We start from the raw sequence: 19601 nt of genomic DNA on the forward strand, positions 1-19601 counted from the left end.
TTATCAAATAATTTCACAAAGCATTAACTATTTTTTATGATCAAAAGTTACCTGCAAATATTATTAAATGGCTTTAGCGATCGAGTACTATCACGCGTTATTTATATGGTCAATAAACTCATCATTCTTGAAAAATCGCACTAATTCAAATTTCTTGGGCTGGAATGAACTTGCATTAATGATTAGATTTTCGAGATCTTCGATATCCCAACAAATCATTGCAAATTCCTTTTCCCCCATATATTTAGCAATGTCAGACTGATGTTTATCCAAACGATCTAAATTTGGGGCAATGATGATTTTTTTCTCGTGATCTAAAAGAGAAAATATTGATCCAGCGCCTGCATGACTGATTACAAGATCATAATGAGAATATTCGTTCTCAATAGATTGAATAAATTCAACTTCCTTGTAATTTTCTGTTTCAGGGTTTGACAGGCCATTCGCCTTTTGGCACATAAAAAAATTGTTGGCCATATGTGGAAGCGCTGAAATTGATGCAATCTGCTTGATAAGTTTATCAAACCGAGTGGTGCCTACGGTCACTAAAATTTTCATAGCACTCCGGAAAATTTGGCTTTTTTATACTGTTTTAAAAGCGTCTTGTGCTGCACATAAAACTCATCCGCAATTAAAGACATGATTCTACCAGTGAAGGACTTCGTTTCGAATCTGGACCATGTTTCGAGATGAATTATTTTTGCACCAACAATATATTTAAAATAAAAAGCGGGAATAAGAGCTACACCGGGTCCCGTTGAAACGACTACTTTTATTCGATGAGTTTTATGAATCTGTAAACAGACCTTGATCTGATGTAACTGATTGAAGCGAAGCACACTAGTGAACGTTGAATATTTATTTCTAAATTCACGAGTGACATAATGCTTATCAGACCATTCTTCCTTAATTTTATAATCTGAGAGACTGATTTTATTTTTATTTATTTCTCCACCAATTCTTTTCATCAATCTGTTCATCTGGGCTCGGTGTCCTCCCTCGCCGTAAATGAATAAAGCACTATCCTCTATGTTCATGTTAAACTGCTTCTCCATTCTTAAAAGCCGTCCTGATCAGGATTCTAAAATAAGCGTATCTGATTAAATATAAAACCATCAGGAATAAAGACATTAATGGGATAAGATATATCACCGAAATACTAATGAAGTATTGCCATACCAAAAACAATGACAGAACCACAATAAATACAAAAAAGTTGAATATCAGTGAGATTTTTTCTTTACCAAGGAATAATATTATATTTGACTGAACTAGTGATAGTTGCGAAGAGAGAGTAAAAAGCATTACAGGCACGACGATTGCCAGTATTTCATTAAAGGTTACATAGGAAAGCGATAATTTAACATAAAAGATTAGTGGCAGGATACTACCAAAGCATACAAGCGCTGATATGATGATAACTTTTTTATTTATCGCAAGATAAACTTTTTCTTCTTTTGATTTAGCACACTCCACTAACTCTCGATAAAAGTAGTTCATGTATGCACGTGAGAAGACAGATATAATTCCAATTATGCTAATTGTGAGACCCAGTACCGACATTGATTCATCGGGAAGTAACTCACGGGAAAAGTAAGGTAATAGAAAAACGATCCCTGTAGAAATGAGCCCCACGAAGCCAACATTTAGGGAGAATTTCCAATCTAGCCCATTGAAAGCCTTGCTATCAGATACGGTTATCCACGCTCGCTTAACATATATGTAGTAAATAATTTGGTTAATTATTGTCGCGATAAAGTAAGCAAGGAAGAAAATATCAAGAGGTTTTAAAGAGACAAGATGCAGTTTGCACAGCAGCATTCCTGCCGCAAAAAGAACCAGCGCTAGCAAATCATAAATTAAGCCAGGTAGTGCCTTTTTATAATAAATATAATAATAACGATAGATTTGGTTGATAGCCAGGCATGCAAGAGAGCCAGCGAATATTAAGGTGTCAATTAAATTTAAGTCTAGTGTTGGAGTCGCCAGTGCTAAGGTAATAACCGAGGCTGCTGCAATACTAAGGAGTAAAACGTAATTAAAGTATTTCATGCTCACTTCAGAGCCATCTTTAATGAGCGTTGTACCAAGTCCCTGACCGAGGAATATAACTGTAACAGTTAAGAATGAATAATAAACAGCAAAGAGCGCAATGTCTTTTTGGACAAACACAAGAGTCAATAAAAAGAAGATTATAACCCTTGCTGCTCCAGAAGATACAGTATATCCAAGCCAAATTAATTTATTAATTACAAACATTTAAACGCCTCAAGCAGCTTCGTTTGCGCTATTTCTTTCGTATAGCTGTTTAAGACCGTTTGCTTAGCCTGGTGAGACATCGCTTGAAGCGTTTGTGGTGACATCTTGAGCATTTGCTCAATTTTAATTTTATAGTGTCCGTCCTCGTAAACAATAAAACCATTTTGGTTATTATCGATGAACTCGTTGAAAGAGGGGATATTACTTAGAAGTGGAATCATCCCCGTAGCCATCGCCTCCAAAGGAACCAGTCCAAGGCTTTCACTTTCTGAAGGATAGATTAGTACATCATGTTCCTGAAAAATTTCAGCCAAGCGAACGTGCCCTACAGCAGGCGAAAATTCAATATTTGGTAAATGAGCTGCACTTTTCACTAACGAACCCAGCTCTGGACCATCCCCAACAATAGTTAAGTGAATTTTACTTTTATCATCGTCGGACAGGTTTTCAATTGCCTGTATTGCCAGATCCACACGTTTACTCTTGATGAGTCGTCCAGCAAAAAGGAGTTTAAGCGGAGCACCGAATTCACGGTTTTTAAACGCAAAGAGTTGGGTATCAACGCCGCCAGAAGGGCTTATTGCACATTTAACTTCATCGAGTTGATATTCATTTTTGGTAAATTCCAGATAAGACTTTGAAGGAAACACTATTTTTACCGCATTTTTCAACGCATTAGAAACAATTGCCTTCTTAACACGAAAGAACATTCCACTGGTTCCGTTGAGCCGCTTAACGTCACCGCCGTGTACGTGCACCACAATTTTTTTTCTTCTGACGCAATTGCCCATTTTTACCGGCAGATAGCAATGAGACGCATAATGCAAATAAAGACAATCACTTTTGGTCAAAAGAACTTTAACCAAAATAGAGATATAAAAAACAAGATAGTTATAAATTTTAGTAACTTTGCTTTTTGAGATTTTATTAAGAACACATAATTCAATATCATGTCCATTATTACGGAGCGAATCAGCTGCGTTTTTAACGAACCCGCCCAGATGTGGCGTATCCGAACCTGGATACATATTACTTATGAGCAAAATTTTCATTCGAAGGCCTTTTCAATAGACTACCAACTATCGTGCTAATCGCTTTAATGATCATTACACATAAAAAGAATTTAAATGAGATATACATAAACACTTCTAAACCGTCACGCACCCAGAAGAAGCAGTAGCCAATGCAGGTTATAAATGTAATCTTTATCGTAATCATCCTGGTTTTTTTGGTTACTGCGTCAATGATTTTTAATGTGCTTCCAGTAATAAGTCCCCAAAGCCAAAACCAGGTTGTGCCAAACATAATAATAAAGCTACCTACTATCGTTGGTGATATGGTCAACTGCGTATCCATATTCAGGATATAGGTTGTATAAAAATAGCCGTTATTCAAAAAGTTAATCGGTTTTGACTCCCATAAAAAACGAGGAACAATAATCGCAAACTCATTGAAGAAGGTTGAAAAATACTGAATATTACCTGTTTTATCAATATATTCAATAATATCTTTGATTGCATAAATCGGAGAGAAAGAATCTAAAGCGAATGAAATCATGACTGATGAGCCAGACAGAAGCATACTGATCACATCATCAAGACTGGATCCATAACGCAGAGCACCCAATACAATTAAAGCTACACAGCAACATGCTGATAGTATAGCTATTTCATTTATACGGAGTACTTTTTTCTCATAGGCAAAATAAGTTATAGCAAGAACTGCCGCGCCCATTACATTTCTTGAGCCGCCTATAACGTAGTAATAAACAGAACCACAGAAAATAGCCAATGCGGTTGCCAATATAAAACGTAATTTAGTAGGTTTACGAAGAAAGAACACAATCGAGGAAGGAACAAATGCGTACATTAAAATAATTGACAGGCCGCCACCCGAATTCTGTTCAAGACGAGCTTCGTAACCACCACCAAATGCGACCCCATTATTTTTCACATAAATCATCAAAGCAAAAATGTATAAAACCAGACCACAAACGACAAATATTTTTGAGTTAATACTTCTGAACCATGAATTAGACAAATCATCTGAATGATTATACCGAGAGGACACTTTTATTGGTGTTATAAAATATGACAAATGGATTGCGAATAAACTTAAGAATGAGAACCAAAATACCTGAGTATATCCCTCCTCTAGCGGAATACCCTGTATCCAGACAGATAGATAATATACAAAATTCACCACGAAGTAAAAAATAGTAAAAACGCGAATATATACGCCTTTTATAAAGTATATGGTGCAAATAATATATAAAAGAGGAAGTAAAAAATACAGAGATGCCATCAATCTGCCTTTAGGTAAAATATTAGCATTACTAATAAAGGGAATGAGCCACAACGCTCAATATGGTCGGGCCACGCTACCGCCCTTGGCTCCTAAGCTACCAACATGCTTATATTCTATAACAAATTTTTGAACGCCGAATACGCAGGTCCGGTTCATAAAAATATGCGGATAATTGTCTGACGTATCTCACTTAGAAACAAGCAAAAAGTTATAGACTATCGTACTAAGACTCGCTCTTATCTGTGTCAGAAACATTAAAAGGTGGTAGCGTTCTATCCATTCCGAACGCTTACCACCTTAGATCAATACTTTGCGGGAGTATACCGAAGGTTTAGTGCTCTTTAAGCAGCTTCTCAATCCGGCTTCTGAACTTCGCCCCTTCCTTCAGGTTACGCAGGCCATAGTTCACAAAGGCCTGCATATACCCCATTTTCTTACCGCAGTCATAGCTATCGCCGGTCATCAGCATCGCATCAACCGACTGCTTCTTCGCCAGCTCAGCAATCGCATCGGTCAGCTGGATACGATCCCAGGCGCCCGGCTCGGTTTTTTCCAGCTCAGCCCAGATATCCGCATTCAGCACATAACGGCCTACCGCCATCAGGTCGGAGTCTAGCGTCTGCGGCTGATCGGGTTTTTCGATAAACTCAACGATCCGGCTCACCTGCCCTTCTGTCTCCAGTGGCTCTTTAGTCTGAATAACAGAATACTCGGAGAGATCGCCCTTCATACGTTTCGCCAGCACCTGGCTACGGCCCGTTTCATTGAAACGTGCCACCATTGCCGCCAGGTTGTAACGCAGCGGATCGGCGGAAGCGGTATCAATAATGATGTCCGGCAGAACCACGATGAACGGGTTATCACCCACCACCGGGCGCGCGCAGAGGATTGAGTGGCCCAGACCCAGCGGCTGCGCCTGACGCACGTTCATGATGGTCACGCCAGGAGGACAGATAGACTGAACTTCTGCCAGAAGCTGACGCTTAACGCGCTGCTCAAGCAGCGCTTCGAGTTCATAAGAGGTGTCGAAGTGGTTCTCAACGGCATTCTTCGAAGAGTGCGTCACCAGAACGATTTCTTTGATCCCCGCAGCAACAATCTCGTCGACGATGTACTGAATCATCGGCTTGTCAACGATCGGCAGCATCTCTTTAGGAATGGCCTTTGTGGCGGGCAACATATGCATGCCCAAACCCGCTACCGGTATGACTGCTTTCAAATTAATCATTATTTCTTCCACCTTAAAATGGTTGACGAATTATAGCTTTTAAACCTGTTTTCGCCAGCATGTTTTGCCGTAAATATGAAGTAATCCTAGGTCACCCCACCACAAATTACAGTAGTTGTAATCTGAATAGATCGCGATTCCGTACCAGGAATAGTCGCAAAATAGGCTGTAGGATTACCTGTGCGGCAGCGCAAAATTCAACCGTTCCGTATTCACCACGTGTTGATCGACCCGATCAATATCTACCGAACTCTGCCCCTTTTCATTTACCGCTTTTATGTTCGCGAGCGACAACAGCGTCTCGTTTTTGGCCATAAACTTCCCGCGCACGTCTTTGCGCAAGTCGAAGTTCATCTTAAGCGCTGGTCCCGTCGCCGACTCCTGCATCACGTTGATATTACGCAAGAAAAGATGCTGTGGCTTGTTGTGCAGCTCAAGCGTTGCCCGCTGCATGTTGACGTTGGTGATGGCAACAAACGAGGTGGCATTGCCGGAAGAAATCTGTATCCCGCGCAGCTTATAGGCAAGCTGTCGGTTATCCAGGCGAATATCGTTAAGTTTGAAGTTTTGCGGTATCGACAGATAATCACCCTTGATCACGCCATACCCGATTAACATTCCGGCGCTGTTCACCATATCGATATTATCAATAACGAAATTATCACAGCCATAAATAGCTACCGTTGCGTTATCAATTCCGGCCTTTTTACTGAAGTCGGGAGTAATATTGCTGGCCTTGATATTACGGATCACAAAGTGTTTACCGTTTTCAACATGGACCAACTGCCGACAGTTGCTGCCGGTGATATTTGCCACCACGAAGTTTTTAACGGTCTGCTGTTCCGGATAGTCATTGTCGTACGTGCTGCCAGCAAGCCCAATGCCTATCCCCCAGTTGATCTTGCCGTTTGTGCAGTTGATGTTATCGATCACGTGGTCAGAGATCAGGATATTGCGGTCGTTAATCGCCACGTTCCACTCAATCGCGTCACCCTGCAAATGGCTGAATTTACTGTTGGTTATGCGCGCACCGTCCACCTGATTATGAAAACCCTGGCGCAGAATGGCGTAGTTGGCCTGGCTCACGGCAATGCGATCGATAAGCAGGTTACGCATCACTCTCGGCTTTTTACCGCCGATGTAGATCTGGGTGACGGGGCCGAAGCCGCTCATCGCCAGCCCTTTAATGACACAGTCGGAGCCACGCACGTCCAGCGTAATGTTATGCGTGCGCCCCTCTCCTTCCCCAATGACCTTACAGCCTTCCTGGAGCACAAACCGCCCGCGGCCGTTGCCCTTCAGCGCACCGCGGATCAGCAGGGTTTTGCCATCAGGAATGAAAATGCCGGTATTGATGTTTTCACAGGTTAACCCGGCGGGAACAACAACGGTATCGCCCTCGGTAAATGCCTGCTTAAAGGCGGCGATCCAGTCGTTATTGTTGTAGCGATCGACAGAAACCGTCTTCCCGGTTGCCGCCCGCGCAGCGCGGGACGACAACAGCGGCATGGCAGCCAGGACGGATAAAGAAGAGACAAATCGGCGTCGGGTAATCTTTTTCAGCATACAACCTCAGCGTTACAGCGTTTGCAGCAGGCTCGCTAACTGGCGATTAATCACCTGCTGATTGAATTCTGCTTCAACTTTTTGCCGCGCATTTTGCAGCACAGGGATCAGCGTCTGCTGATCGATATCACTGAACGCAGCCAGACGATCCGCCAGCGCCAGCGCATTGTTTTCAGGGACCAGCCAGCCGGAATGCTCAGAGGTGATCAGCTCCGGGATACCGCTGTGCAGGGTCGAGACCACCGGAATGCCGACCGCCATCGCCTCCATCAGCGCCACGGGAATACCTTCCATATCGCCGTCGGCGCCGGTTACGGAAGGCAGCAGGAACACATCCGCGTCATCAAGCATGGCTTTCACTTCGTGGCTCGGCTTGAAGCCCGGCATCTCGACCACGTCTTCCAGCTGATACTGTTCAATCAGCGTGCGCAGGCGACGCTCCCACGGCCCGATACCCAGGATGCGGTAGTGGAAGTCCACGCCGCGCGCCTTCAGCTGGCGACAGGCTTCGATGGCTACGTGCAGCCCTTTCTTTTCGGTCAGGCGGGCAACAGAGATAATTTGCAGCGGCTTGCCCGGCACCTTAACCGGTCGCTGAGTGAAACGTTCCATATCCACGCCCATGCGTGAAACGGTGATTTTCTCGCTCGGGCACCCCATGGTTTTCAGGCGTCCGGCCCACAGGTTGCTTATCGGCAGCATCATGTCGCCACGGCGAAACAGCTGCTGATATTCCGGCGTGTAGTGGTTCAGTACTTCCCGGCTGGAGATGTCGATACCGTGGAAAATGGTTGCGATTTTGCCGTCAATCACCCCCAGCTCACGCAGTTTTGCCGCAGTTACGCCCGCCGGGCCAAAGTGGGCGATAAAGACATCGGCCCGGTACGGCTGGGCCGTTTGCCCGCAAATGGCGGAAAGGATCAGGTTGCGGGCCTCCGCCCCATAGCGCGACATATTCAGCGCCCGCCACGTCGAGGCGCGATGAAGGCCGCGCAGCGTCTGGCTGGCGCGATGGCGCAGTTTGTTCATTCGTCCGGTGGGTTCATCCTGCAACCAGCGGGTTTTCGCCTCCAGCCCATACCGGGTATACGCCGCATGGGTGTTTTGCGTATCGCCCTTTTGCAGGGCGATAATCTCCACGTCATACCCCATATCGATAAACGCGGTGATTTGGTTCAGCACAAAGGTTTCAGACGACAGCGGAAATTTCAGTAAGAAGAAACCAACCTTCATTTCCCCTCCCGGACGCGGTCGAGTACGGATTTCACCATGCCAATACCTTTTTCGCGTTCGGCTTTTACCGCTATCGCCAGACGTTCGTTGATCGCAGGCAGCTGGCCGAGCGTGTCGCCCACCATCGCACCCAGCGACCCGTCCAGCAGATGACGAATATCGACGGCCATTTCCGGCATACCGAGCTGCTGCATAATGCCCGCGGACTTGTGTTCGTAGTTAATGGCGATGGCTGGCGTGCCGAAGTTCATCGAGATAATGGCCGAGTGCAGACGCGTGCCCACGGTCAGGTCGCAGGCGGAGAGCAGCTTGCCCATCTCCAGATCGTTCAGCTCGTCCATCACCACGTGATAGCGGGACGGATCGTTCACCAGGTTGCGCAGGTTGAGCGCCACCATACGGTCATCTTTGTTGTAGCTGTCGATACCGGTACAGGTGGAAAGCGCCAGCACCTGGTAACCGCTGTCCAGCACGCGGTTCACCACATCGGCAAAGGCTTTCTCGTACGCCGCCTGGGTCGTGCCGAGGCGTTTATCGAACGGCGCAAGTTCACGCAGGGTAATGGCGACGGTTTTCTGCTTTGCCGCCACGTCGAGCCAGTGCTGTACCGCGTAGCTGGCCTGGAAACTGTCATCCTGATGATCCACCAGCCAGGCGGTGTCCACACCGTGCTCCACTTTGGTGGTGTCGATTTCACTGCGCTTCATCATGTCGAGGCTGACCGATTCACGCAGGATCAGCGCGTCGCAGTGGCCGAAGACATAGTTCGCCAGCTGGTTAAACTGCGGATCCTGGAATGGCCCGACGCTGTGGCCGATCATAAACAGCGGCTTTTTCGCCATGAACGTACAAAGTGCATGCTCAAACTGTGGCACGCCGTACAGATCGACGAAGAACGAACCGCCCACCTGAATAATGGCGTCATAGCCGGACAGCAGACGAACAAAATCGGTAAAGCCCTGCGCGATGGCAATGTTGCGCAGCTTGCCGGTGTCGGTCACGCGAGAAAGCAGCACCTGATGCTGGTAGCGGCGACGCAGCACTTTCTTCACGCGCCCCATCACGCCCGCGGCGTTGTTGTGCTGTTTCATCTGGCTGTAGAGCGGGTCGCCCATCACCGGGCGGTTCAGTAACCAGGATGAGCTGACCGGATAACGGCTCATCACATCCACTTCAGTCTCAGGCTTAAGGGTGTTAATTGCATCCAGTAAACCGCGCAGGATGGCGCTGTCGCCACGGTTGCCGCAGGTATGGTTGCCAAGAATAAGTAATTTCATAATGGCCTCGTAAAATTAGCCTGCGCGAAGCAGCGTTTTCATTTTTTCGTTACGGCAAAACTGGCGCTTCATCTCGACCACCAGCGCATTGCGTGACAGCACAATCATCACGCCGAACGCCAGCGCGCCTGCCGCGACCTGCACCGCAAGCAGCGCCGCCAGCGGCAGATGCCCGTTGAGCACCACGCCCAGGCCGTAGCTCACCGCAAGCGTCGGTAAGGAGAGATAGAACGGCAGCCACAGGCTGAGGATGTACTGACGGTAGCTGGAGCCCAGCACCGGTTTGATCATCACGAAGTAGCTCAGCACGGTATTGACGATTTGCACCAGCAGGAAGCCGAGCGTCACGCCAATGGCGCCCGCCATGTGGCCGCCCACAATAATTGCCGGAATAAACAGGAAGGTTTTAAACACGTTGAACTTGAAGCTGATATCCACGCGCGCCTTCGCCATTAGCAGAGAACCAATCGGGTTCCCCACCGAGCGCAGCAGCCCCACGACGCACAGCAGTTGCAGGATCGGGATGATGCTGTTCCACTTCTCGCCAAACACCAGCGGTACGAAATTGCTGGCAACCACCATCAGCCCCAGCAGCACCGGGAAGTTGATGATCCCCACCACGGAGAGCAGCTTGTAAAAGTTCACGCGCAGCTTTTCGGTATCGTCCTGAATTTTGGCGAACGCCGGGAACAGCACGCGGGTAATGATAGGGTTGAGCTTCATCGGCGGGACAACCGCGACGTTATACGCCAGGTTGTAGCCACCCGCGACGCTCGCTCCCAGAATGCGCGCCAGCACCAGCGTGGAGAGGTTAGTATTCACGTAGTTGATAATGCTGTCTGCCGTCAGCCACGCGCCGAAGCGCAGGTTGGATGAAACAGACGCCAGCGAAAAATGCAGCCCCGGGCGATAAATCTTACGGCCAAAGAAGCCGAACAGCAGCGTGCGCACGGCAGAGTTAACCAGGTAGCCGAGGATGGCGGTCATCGCCAGCGGCCAGAAATGGGCGCTGACCACGGTGAAGGTAAAGCCCGCCAGCACGGCGCTGGTTTCAATCATGCCGATTTTGTTGAACTCCAGCTCCTTCTGCATCAGCGCGCGGAACTGCTGCCCGTGCGGGATCACCACGAAAGCGAACGACAGGGTGCGCATCAGCGGCGCCAGGTCCGGGTTATGCAGCACGCCGGCAATCACATCGCTCAGCAGGAACACCAGTACGAACACGAAGATCCCCAGCCCGACGTTCAGCCAGTAGAGGGTGGTCAGCTCCAGATGGCTGATCTCCTTGCGCTGGATAATGGAGTTGGCGATACCAAAGTCCGACAGCGTATCGGCCAGGGCGATAATCACCAGCGAGACGGTCAGCAGACCAAACTGGTGGTTATCGATAATGCGCGCCAGCACCGTCATCTGCACCAGGCCGAGGCCAATAATGACGATGGTGGCCATGGCTGACCATTTCGCGCCGCTGATGGTTTTTTCTCGTAAGCTCATCTTAGTACGCCGCTTTGTTCACGAAGCCTTTGAAAATGGTCAGAAAAACAATCTTGATATCGAACCAGAGGCTCCACTCGCGGATGTACTCCAGATCGAACTCGATACGTTTTTCCATTTTTTCCAGCGTGTCGGTCTCGCCGCGCCAGCCGTTGATCTGCGCCCAGCCGGTGATGCCTGGCTTCACCTTATGGCGCAGCATGTAGCCTTCAATCAGGGTGCGGTACTGCTCGTTATGGGCCACGGCGTGAGGACGAGGCCCGACGATGGACATCCCGCCGGTGAACACGTTGATGAACTGCGGCAGCTCATCGAGCGAGGTACGGCGCAGGAAGTTGCCCACGCGGGTGACGCGCGGATCGTTCTGCGTCGCCTGGGTCACCACCTTGTCGTTCTCCATCACCTTCATGGAGCGGAATTTCCACACCATGATCGGCTTACCGTCCATGCCGTAGCGGGTCTGACGGAAGATGATCGGCCCCGGCGAGCTGAGCTTCACCGCCAGCGCAATGCAGCACAGCACCGGGGAGATGAGCAGCAGGATCAGGGACGAAAGGACGATATCTTCCACGCGCTTCAGCACGCGGTTAATCCCCGACAGCGGCGTGTCGTACAGTGGAACAACCGGTACCCCGTTCACCTCTTCAATACGGGAGTGGAGAATATTGAAGGTGAAGACATCCGGGATGAGGATCACCGAGCAGGTGGTATCCGCCAGCTCGCGCATCAGTTTCTTGATGCGGGATTCATCTTTCATCTGCATGGCGATGTAGACGTTATGAATTTTGCCAGCTTTCGCATCGTCAATAAGCTGTTCGTAGTTACCTGCCCAGTCGGACGGCACGCCGCCGGGCTTCGCGTCGTGATAAATCCCGACCACTTCAAAGCCTAACCACGGCTCTTTGCGGAAGCTGTCGAGCAACACCTGTCCCACCGGCAGGTCGCCCGCCACGGCAACGAAGCGACGGTTATACCCGCGGTTGCGCAGCCAGCCTGCGCCAAAGCGGATCAGCGAGCGGCAGACCACCATGCCAATGCTGGTTAACAGATACCAGCAGAGATAGGTCACAAGACGGTTATCAAAATCATGGCTGAACGCCACCAGCCCTGCGCTGAAAACCAGGCTTAAGGTCCAGTTCTGGAGCAGCAGCATCAGTTCGGTGGTCATTTTGACGCCGCGCCATGAACGATAAAAATCGGTCATGCCGCCGATCATCTGAAACACCACCAGCGCAATCAACGCCATCAGCAAGTGCATGTATAAGAACGACTGCCCGCTGACCCAACACACCGCCCACAGTCCGCCGACCATGATGGTGATATCAGAAAAACGCTGCACCATAGAGATTAACGATGCATTCGTTCTCGCTCGTTCGCGCTTTTTTAGATTTGTCATCGTTGTTCCTTTAGTTCTAAACCTTACCCCTCGCCCCTCACCCCGGCCCTCTCCCCAAAGGGGAGAGGGTGTTCAAGTTCCCTCTCCCCTTTGGGGAGAGGGTTAGGGTGAGGGGTAAGGTTTTCTTTTTACTGATTCAACAGCGCCAGAATGTCCTTCGTTCGGGCTTCCATCAGCGCGGTATCGGCGCGGGACTCCACGTTCAGGCGCACCACCGGCTCGGTGTTGGAGGAGCGCAGGTTGAAGCGCCACTGCGGGAACGCCATGCTGATACCGTCGGTACGGTCAATCTCCAGCGCATGAATGGCAAAGTGCTGTTCCACGCGGGCAATGGCCTCAGCGGGCTGTGCCAGTTTGCTGTTGATCTCGCCGCTCGCCGGGAACGCCGCCATGCGGTCACGCACCAGTTCACCCAGGCTCTGCCCTTTCAGGCACAGCAGCTCAGTCACCAGCAGCCACGGGATCATCCCGCTGTCGCAGTAGGCAAAATCACGGAAATAGTGGTGGGCGCTCATCTCGCCGCCGTAGATGGCGTCTTCCTCACGCATACGCTCTTTGATAAACGCGTGGCCGGTTTTGGACATCACCGGCTCGCCGCCCGCGGCCTTCACCACGTCGACGGTGTTCCAGGAAAGACGCGGATCGTGAATGATTTTCGCCCCCGGGTTTTTCTCGAGGAACGCTTCCGCCAGCAGGCCAACGATGTAGTAGCCTTCGATAAACTGCCCTTTCTCATCGAACAGGAAGCAGCGGTCGAAATCGCCGTCAAAGGCGATACCCATATCGGCGCCGTGCTCAATCACCGCGTTGCGGGTGTCGTCGCGGCACTCCGGCAGCAGCGGGTTAGGAATACCGTTCGGGAAGTTGCCGTCAGGCGTGTTGTGCACTTTGACGAAGGTCACCGGCACGTTCAGCGCCTTAAAGCGGGCTTCAAGTGCATCGACAACCGGGCCTGCCGCGCCGTTGCCGGAGTTAATCACCAGCTTCAGCGGTTTGAGGTTCGCCACGTTGATGTAGCCCAGCAGGTGGTCGATGTACTCTTTTTGCAGGTTAATCTGCTTATAGCTGCCGCGTCTGGCTTCATTGACCGGCGGGAAGTCGTTGGCCTCGGCCAGACGCTGCACGTCACGCAGGCCGGTGTCGCCGCTGATAGGACGCGCGCCCTTGCGTACCAGCTTCATGCCGTTGTAGTCCATCGGGTTATGGCTGGCCGTCACTTCGATACCGCCGTCCACGCCCAGGTGGAAGGTGGCAAAATAGATCTCTTCGGTACCGGAAAGGCCAATGTCCAGCACATCGACGCCCGCGTCCTGTAGCCCTTTCGCCAGCGCCAGCTTCAGGGATTTGCTGGTCAGACGCACGTCGCCGCCCAGCACGATAGTTTGTGGTTTCAGGTATTCGCCGTACGCGCGGCCGATGCGCCACGCAATGTCTTCGTTCAGCTCTTCGCCCAGCTTGCCGCGAATATCGTAGGCTTTAAAACAGGTTAATTTTTCCATGATGACCCCTTTTTCAGGCAACAGTTGGCCCTGACCATGTAATGGCCAAATTTATTTTTGTCATTCGTAGGCCCGGAAAGCGCAGCGCCACCGGGCATGATGCGGAGTGCTACACGCGCCCGTAGCGATCCTGGAAGCGGATGATGTCGTCCTCTTCCAGATAGGAGCCGGAACGCACCTCAATTAAGTCGAGCGGAATTTTCCCCGGGTTCTCCAGACAGTGCGTCGCCCCCAGCGGAATATAAATGGACTCGTTTTCACCGAGCAGCTTCACTTCACCGTCGATGGTCACTTTGGCGGTCCCCGCCACCACCACCCAGTGTTCGGCGCGGTGATGGTGCATCTGCACCGACAGCCCTTCTCCCGGCTTCACGGTGATGCGTTTCACCTGATAACGCTCGCCAGCGTCGATGGAGTCATATTTGCCCCACGGGCGGTAAACTTCACGGTGAATATGGTGTTCGTGGCGGCCATCGGCCTTGATCTTCTCCACCACTTTTTTAACGTCCTGCACGGCATTACGGTCGGCAATCAGCACCGCGTCTTTGGTCTGCACGACCACCAGATCCTTCACCCCTACCGTAGTGACGAGGCCAGATTCGGCGTAGACGTAGCTGTTTTCCGTTTTGTGGCTGATCACATCCCCGTGATGGACGTTACCCTCCGGGGTATGCGCGCTAATCTCCCACAATGACGACCAGGAGCCGACGTCGCTCCAGCCCGCATCCATCGGTACCACTACCGCATCTGCCGTACGTTCCATCACCGCATAGTCAATGGACTCTTCCGGACAGGCGCGGAAGGCTTCTTCGTCCACGCGGATAAAATCGAGATCCGGATCCACCACCGCCATCGCTTTTTCGCAGGCGCGTAAGATATCCGGGCGATATTTTTCCAGCTCTTCCAGGTAGCGACCGGCGCGGAACAGGAACATACCGCTGTTCCAGTAGTATTCCCCGCTGGCGACGTACGCCTGCGCGGTTTCCAGATTCGGTTTTTCGACAAACTGCGCCACGTCAAAGGCCACGCTGTCGCCTTCACCAGGCGTAACGCTGCCGCGGCGAATGTAGCCATAGCCGGTTTCCGGGAGATCCGGCACGATGCCGAAGGTCACCAGCTTGCCGTTCTCAGCGTAAGGAATCGCGGCGCGTACCGCATCGCGGAAGGCCTCTTCCTGCTGGATGACGTGGTCAGCCGCCAGCACCAGCATCAGCGGGTCGCAGTCCGGGCTGCTGCGTTTTGCCGCCAGCGCCGCAAGGGCAATGGCAGGCGCCGTGTTGCGTCCGGCAGGCTCCAGAATGATATTTTCGGTCAGTTTGTTCAGCTGGCGCAGCTGCTCGGCAACGATAAAGCGGTGCTGTTCGTTACAGATCACCACCGGGCTTTCACACTCCACGCCGTGCAGACGGTTAACCGTCGTTTGCAGCATGGTGAGGTCGCCTTTCAGGCACAGAAATTGTTTTGGATAAAGCACGCGGGACAGTGGCCACAACCGGCTCCCGGATCCACCCGCCATTACGACCGGATACAAAGTGGTTTGACTCATGATTTATCCCCGTATATCTGCAATAAATTGGCTCAGCACGTTCTCTTTCTCGAGCGTGCGTTCGGCATATTCACGTGCCACCGTGTTCTCTTTTGGCATGGCGAGTGCCTGCTCAATTCCGGTCACCAGCGCAGGAACCGATTCCGGCTCCACGCAAACGGCAATGCCCGGGTAGCTGTTGCACAGCTGGCCTAATTCTGTTGCGGCTTCTGCCGTAATCACCGCGTTTCCGCCCACTGCCAGAATGTTGGTCAGCTTGGACGGCAACACCGCATCCGCCGCGCCGCGTTTTTGCACCACCAGATGGCAATCCGCCATTTTCAGCAGCGCGGGCAGCGCGTCATAAGACTGAAGCGGGAAGAAGCGGATGTTGGTCAGTCCGCGCTCGCTGGCCATTTTTTCCAGCCGCGCTTTACCGCCGCCCTGCCCGACTATCACGAACATCCACGGGTGTTCGCTCAGCTGAAGCGCGGCGTCAATCACGCTCTCCAGCCCCTGTTTTTCGCCGATGTTGCCTGAGTAAAGAATGATTTTTTGCTCAGCAGGCAACCCGAGCTGCGCGCGTAACGCCTGCGCATCCTGGTCTGTCACATCGCGGAAGCGCGCCACTTCGGACCAGTTCGGAAAGAAGATCACTTTTTCCGCCGGGACGCCCTTCTCCTGCGCCTTGTTCATCATTGAGCGCGAAATGGTCGAGACGTAATCCACGTTGTGCAGACCGCTGCGCTCAAAGGCGCTGGCGAGCTTCGCCACCTTGCCGCCCTTGCCTTTCCCGGCCATCCCCAGCCCGAGCATGGCGTCCACTTCATAATCCTGAATGTGCAGCAGGGTGCGCGCGCCGGAGAGTTTGCCCAGCAGGCGCATGCCTGGCGTGCAGAACAGCGTCGGCACCACGCCGATGATGCGATCCGGCTTCCAGCGACGCTGCGCCATCAGCGGGAAGAAACTGCTCAGGGCAAAGCTGCCCAGATGAATTAAACGTTTCAGCGTCGAGGGCTGTTTCGGCACGTAGAGCGGGCAGCGCCAGACGGTCGCGGCGCCCTCTTCGCGGCGGTAGCGCCAGCTGGAATAGCGTTCGCCTACCTTCCACTCCGGGTAATACGGCGGGGCAGTAATCACCCGCACGTCATGTCCCTGGCTCGCCATCCACTCGACCATCTCGCCGGTGTATTTCCCGATACCGGTAAGCTCCGGCGAGTAGTTAATTCCGTAGACGAGGATTTTCATAGACCTGGCACCTCGGCCTGACGTTCCGCAAGGAAGTACGCCCGACTGTTGTCATGGACGTTGTCGCTTGCCAGCAGCGCCTCTGGCGTTAACCAGCGGTAATCGTCATGCTGAGAATCAGGCAGACGCAGGTCTGCCTCACTCACCTTCAGGCGGAACCCCAGCACGATGTAGTGCGTGGTGAACCCGGTGCCTGAAAAGTTATCGTCATAGAAGTGCTGCCAGACCCCGTAAAACTGGCCCGCTGCCATCGGCAGTTGCAGACCCAGTTCCGCCAGAGTGAGACGCTCAAACGCATCGGTAAGCGTCTCATCCTTCTGCACGCGCCCGCCGGGCACGAACCAGAAGCCCTGTGCAGGACGATTGGTTCGTTTCCCCAGCAAGAACTCGCCGCGTTCGTTCTCCACGATCAAATCGATTGAGATCAGCGGAGTGGAACGCACTACCGTGGCAAAATCTTCCTGACTTAAAAACATCATTACCCCCGGAAGCGGTGCTGGTTTTCCAGGAACCACTGGTAGGTGCTGGCCAGCCCCTGCTCCAGTGAGACCTCGTGATACCAGCCCAGCTGATGCAGACGGGTCACGTCCAGCAGCTTGCGCGGCGTGCCGTCCGGTTTGGTGGCGTCAAACACCACGCGTCCTTTGTAGCCCACCACCTGCGCGATGGTCTGCGCCAGCTCGCGAATGGTGCAGTCCACGCCGGTCCCGACGTTAATGTGCGACAGCATCGGCTCGGTGTTTTCCTGCCACACCTCGCGATCCAGCTCCATGACGTGAATGCTGGCCGCCGCCATGTCGTCCACGTGCAGGAACTCACGCATTGGCGTACCGCTGCCCCACACCACCACGTCCGGGGCGTTTTCGGCAGTCGCCTCGTGGAAACGACGCAGCAGCGCCGGGATCACGTGCGAATTGCTCGGGTGGAAGTTGTCGTGCGGTCCGTACAGGTTGGTCGGCATCACCGAGCGATAGTCGCGGTTATACTGACGGTTGTAGGATTCACACAGCTTGATCCCGGCAATTTTGGCAATCGCATACGGCTCGTTAGTGGCTTCAAGCGTGCCCTGCAACAGTTCGCTCTCGGCGATCGGCTGCTTCGCCATTTTCGGGTAGATACAGGATGAGCCGAGGAACAGCAATTTATTCACGTTGTACAGATGCGCCGCGTGAATGATGTTGCTTTCAATCATCATGTTCTCGTAGATGAAATCCGCCGGGTAGGTGTTGTTAGCGACAATGCCGCCCACCTTCGCCGCCGCCAGATACACCTGGTCGATACGTTCGCTGGCGAAGAAATCCTGCACCGCTTTGCTGTCAAGCAGGTTCAGCTCGTCGCGGGTGCGAACAATCACCTCAACGTCGCCGCGCTGTTCCAGCTGGCGAACAATCGCGGAACCCACCATTCCGCGATGACCGGCGACAAAAATACGTTGTTTTGTCATTCTCAGGACTCCAGCGCGATGGCAACCTCGTAGCCATGAGACTTGAGCAGGGAGTGTTTTTTCGCTGCTTCAAGATCTTTGGCCACCATCTCGGATACCATTTCTTGCAGGGTGGTTTCTGGTTTCCAGCCCAGCTTCTCGTGCGCTTTGGTTGGGTCGCCCAGCAGGGTTTCCACTTCAGCAGGACGGAAGTAACGCGGATCAACCTGGACAATCACGTCGCCTGGCTTCACGCCCGGTGCGTCGTGGCCGGTCACTGAAACAACGATACCCTTCTCTTCCACGCCGGTGCCTTCGAAGCGCAGCTTGATGCCCAGCTGTGCCGCAGCCATCTCAACGAACTGACGCACGGAGTACTGCACGCCGGTCGCGATCACGAAGTCTTCTGGCTGTTCCTGCTGCAACATCATCCACTGCATTTTCACGTAGTCTTTCGCATGGCCCCAGTCACGCAGGGAATCCATGTTGCCGAGGTGCAGGCAAGACTCCAGGCCCTGAGCGATGTTGGCGATCGCGCGGGTGATTTTGCGGGTCACGAAGGTTTCGCCGCGACGCGGAGATTCGTGGTTGAACAGAATGCCGTTACAGGCGTACATGCCGTAGGATTCACGGTAGTTCACGGTGATCCAGTAAGCGTACAGTTTCGCCACAGCGTACGGAGAACGCGGGTAGAACGGCGTGGTCTCTTTCTGCGGAATTTCCTGCACCAGACCGTACAGCTCAGAGGTAGATGCCTGGTAGAAGCGGGTTTTCTTCTCAAGACCAAGGAAGCGAATCGCTTCCAGCAGACGCAGCGTACCCATCGCATCCACGTCAGCGGTGTACTCCGGGGACTCGAAGGAAACCGCAACGTGGCTCATTGCCCCCAGGTTGTACACTTCGTCCGGCTGTACTTCTTGCAGGATGCGGGTCAGGTTGGAGGTATCGGTCAGGTCGCCGTAGTGCAGATGGAATTTCGGGTTTGCCGCATGCGGATCCTGGTAAATGTGATCGACACGCTCGGTGTTGAATGAAGAGGCACGACGCTTAATACCGTGAACTTCATACCCTTTTTCCAGCAGCAATTCTGCCAGGTAAGAACCATCTTGTCCGGTAACGCCGGTGATGAGAGCGACTTTAGACATG

The 19601-nt window shown here is 51.9% G+C and carries 17 protein-coding genes; all 17 read right to left on the bottom strand.

Features of this window, described 5'->3' with window-relative positions; all coding sequences use genetic code 11:
- Positions 1–90: 90 nt before the first annotated feature.
- Positions 91–558, bottom strand: coding sequence for a PssE/Cps14G family polysaccharide biosynthesis glycosyltransferase (gene pssE, locus SK50_RS16705; RefSeq protein WP_017693096.1), 468 nt, complete (start codon positions 556–558; stop codon positions 91–93).
- Positions 555–1055: a PssD/Cps14F family polysaccharide biosynthesis glycosyltransferase gene (pssD, locus tag SK50_RS16710; protein ID WP_017693095.1), complete on the bottom strand. Its 501-nt coding sequence runs from the start codon at positions 1053–1055 to the stop codon at positions 555–557. The genes pssE and pssD overlap by 4 nt, the downstream gene beginning before the upstream one ends.
- Entirely contained in the window at positions 1039–2259 is a 1221-nt protein-coding gene (locus tag SK50_RS16715; protein ID WP_048229731.1) for a hypothetical protein, read from the bottom strand. The genes pssD and SK50_RS16715 overlap by 17 nt, the downstream gene beginning before the upstream one ends.
- Positions 2250–3311, bottom strand: coding sequence for a glycosyltransferase family 4 protein (locus SK50_RS16720; protein ID WP_226874335.1), 1062 nt, complete (start codon positions 3309–3311; stop codon positions 2250–2252). Before SK50_RS16720 ends, SK50_RS16715 begins: the two co-directional genes overlap by 10 nt.
- Positions 3289–4563 carry a WzyE family oligosaccharide polymerase gene (locus SK50_RS16725; RefSeq protein ID WP_017693092.1) on the bottom strand — a complete coding sequence of 425 codons (1275 nt, stop codon included), beginning with the start codon at positions 4561–4563 and terminating at the stop codon, positions 3289–3291. The genes SK50_RS16720 and SK50_RS16725 overlap by 23 nt, the downstream gene beginning before the upstream one ends.
- Before the next feature lie 334 nt (positions 4564–4897).
- The gene (gene galF, locus SK50_RS16730) at positions 4898–5794 is read right to left on the bottom strand and encodes a GalU regulator GalF (RefSeq protein ID WP_045142424.1); all 897 of its coding nucleotides are present in this window, start codon (positions 5792–5794) and stop codon (positions 4898–4900) included.
- A 174-nt stretch (positions 5795–5968) separates the two neighbouring features.
- Positions 5969–7360: a colanic acid biosynthesis protein WcaM gene (gene wcaM, locus SK50_RS16735; protein WP_017693090.1), complete on the bottom strand. Its 1392-nt coding sequence runs from the start codon at positions 7358–7360 to the stop codon at positions 5969–5971.
- 12 nt (positions 7361–7372) lie between these two features.
- On the bottom strand, positions 7373–8593 hold the full coding sequence (gene wcaL / locus SK50_RS16740) for a colanic acid biosynthesis glycosyltransferase WcaL (RefSeq protein ID WP_017383280.1): 1221 nt from the start codon (positions 8591–8593) through the stop codon (positions 7373–7375).
- Positions 8590–9870 carry a colanic acid biosynthesis pyruvyl transferase WcaK gene (gene wcaK, locus SK50_RS16745; protein ID WP_017383279.1) on the bottom strand — a complete coding sequence of 427 codons (1281 nt, stop codon included), beginning with the start codon at positions 9868–9870 and terminating at the stop codon, positions 8590–8592. The genes wcaL and wcaK overlap by 4 nt, the downstream gene beginning before the upstream one ends.
- 15 nt (positions 9871–9885) lie before the next feature.
- Positions 9886–11364, bottom strand: coding sequence for a colanic acid undecaprenyl disphosphate flippase WzxC (gene wzxC / locus SK50_RS16750; protein ID WP_003863527.1), 1479 nt, complete (start codon positions 11362–11364; stop codon positions 9886–9888).
- 1 nt (position 11365) lies between these two features.
- Positions 11366–12760 carry an undecaprenyl-phosphate glucose phosphotransferase gene (wcaJ, locus tag SK50_RS16755; protein ID WP_006811236.1) on the bottom strand — a complete coding sequence of 465 codons (1395 nt, stop codon included), beginning with the start codon at positions 12758–12760 and terminating at the stop codon, positions 11366–11368.
- A 128-nt stretch (positions 12761–12888) separates the two neighbouring features.
- Complete coding sequence (cpsG, locus tag SK50_RS16760; RefSeq protein ID WP_017693089.1) at positions 12889–14259, bottom strand: colanic acid biosynthesis phosphomannomutase CpsG; 1371 nt, start codon at positions 14257–14259, stop codon at positions 12889–12891.
- 109 nt (positions 14260–14368) lie between these two features.
- A complete protein-coding gene (gene cpsB, locus SK50_RS16765; protein WP_048229732.1) occupies positions 14369–15805 on the bottom strand; it encodes a mannose-1-phosphate guanyltransferase in 1437 nt (478 codons plus the stop codon).
- A gap of 3 nt (positions 15806–15808) precedes the next feature.
- Positions 15809–17032, bottom strand: a complete 1224-nt coding sequence (gene wcaI, locus SK50_RS16770; protein ID WP_022651482.1) for a colanic acid biosynthesis fucosyltransferase WcaI — start codon at positions 17030–17032, stop codon at positions 15809–15811.
- Entirely contained in the window at positions 17029–17508 is a 480-nt protein-coding gene (locus SK50_RS16775; protein ID WP_065186924.1) for a GDP-mannose mannosyl hydrolase, read from the bottom strand. The genes wcaI and SK50_RS16775 overlap by 4 nt, the downstream gene beginning before the upstream one ends.
- Positions 17509–17510: 2 nt before the next feature.
- Positions 17511–18476, bottom strand: a complete 966-nt coding sequence (locus SK50_RS16780; protein ID WP_023303988.1) for a GDP-L-fucose synthase — start codon at positions 18474–18476, stop codon at positions 17511–17513.
- Between the two features lie 2 nt (positions 18477–18478).
- A complete protein-coding gene (gmd, locus tag SK50_RS16785; RefSeq protein ID WP_003863514.1) occupies positions 18479–19600 on the bottom strand; it encodes a GDP-mannose 4,6-dehydratase in 1122 nt (373 codons plus the stop codon).
- Between the last annotated feature and the right edge of the window lies 1 nt (position 19601).

It is taken from the genome of Enterobacter sp. BWH64, assembly GCF_001037645.1.
Lineage (GTDB): Bacteria > Pseudomonadota > Gammaproteobacteria > Enterobacterales > Enterobacteriaceae > Enterobacter > Enterobacter hormaechei_C.

What these genes read in the sequence shown, in the direction of transcription:
- pssE (WP_017693096.1), bottom strand. Translation starts at nt 558, where the DNA reads ATGAAAATTTTAGTGACCGTAGGCACCACTCGGTTTGATAAACTTATC.
- pssD (WP_017693095.1), bottom strand. Translation starts at nt 1,055, where the DNA reads ATGGAGAAGCAGTTTAACATGAACATAGAGGATAGTGCTTTATTCATT.
- SK50_RS16715 (WP_048229731.1), bottom strand. Translation starts at nt 2,259, where the DNA reads ATGTTTGTAATTAATAAATTAATTTGGCTTGGATATACTGTATCTTCT.
- SK50_RS16720 (WP_226874335.1), bottom strand. Translation starts at nt 3,311, where the DNA reads ATGAAAATTTTGCTCATAAGTAATATGTATCCAGGTTCGGATACGCCA.
- SK50_RS16725 (WP_017693092.1), bottom strand. Translation starts at nt 4,563, where the DNA reads ATGGCATCTCTGTATTTTTTACTTCCTCTTTTATATATTATTTGCACC.
- galF (WP_045142424.1), bottom strand. Translation starts at nt 5,794, where the DNA reads ATGATTAATTTGAAAGCAGTCATACCGGTAGCGGGTTTGGGCATGCAT.
- wcaM (WP_017693090.1), bottom strand. Translation starts at nt 7,360, where the DNA reads ATGCTGAAAAAGATTACCCGACGCCGATTTGTCTCTTCTTTATCCGTC.
- wcaL (WP_017383280.1), bottom strand. Translation starts at nt 8,593, where the DNA reads ATGAAGGTTGGTTTCTTCTTACTGAAATTTCCGCTGTCGTCTGAAACC.
- wcaK (WP_017383279.1), bottom strand. Translation starts at nt 9,870, where the DNA reads ATGAAATTACTTATTCTTGGCAACCATACCTGCGGCAACCGTGGCGAC.
- wzxC (WP_003863527.1), bottom strand. Translation starts at nt 11,364, where the DNA reads ATGAGCTTACGAGAAAAAACCATCAGCGGCGCGAAATGGTCAGCCATG.
- wcaJ (WP_006811236.1), bottom strand. Translation starts at nt 12,760, where the DNA reads ATGACAAATCTAAAAAAGCGCGAACGAGCGAGAACGAATGCATCGTTA.
- cpsG (WP_017693089.1), bottom strand. Translation starts at nt 14,259, where the DNA reads ATGGAAAAATTAACCTGTTTTAAAGCCTACGATATTCGCGGCAAGCTG.
- cpsB (WP_048229732.1), bottom strand. Translation starts at nt 15,805, where the DNA reads ATGAGTCAAACCACTTTGTATCCGGTCGTAATGGCGGGTGGATCCGGG.
- wcaI (WP_022651482.1), bottom strand. Translation starts at nt 17,032, where the DNA reads ATGAAAATCCTCGTCTACGGAATTAACTACTCGCCGGAGCTTACCGGT.
- SK50_RS16775 (WP_065186924.1), bottom strand. Translation starts at nt 17,508, where the DNA reads ATGTTTTTAAGTCAGGAAGATTTTGCCACGGTAGTGCGTTCCACTCCG.
- SK50_RS16780 (WP_023303988.1), bottom strand. Translation starts at nt 18,476, where the DNA reads ATGACAAAACAACGTATTTTTGTCGCCGGTCATCGCGGAATGGTGGGT.
- gmd (WP_003863514.1), bottom strand. Translation starts at nt 19,600, where the DNA reads ATGTCTAAAGTCGCTCTCATCACCGGCGTTACCGGACAAGATGGTTCT.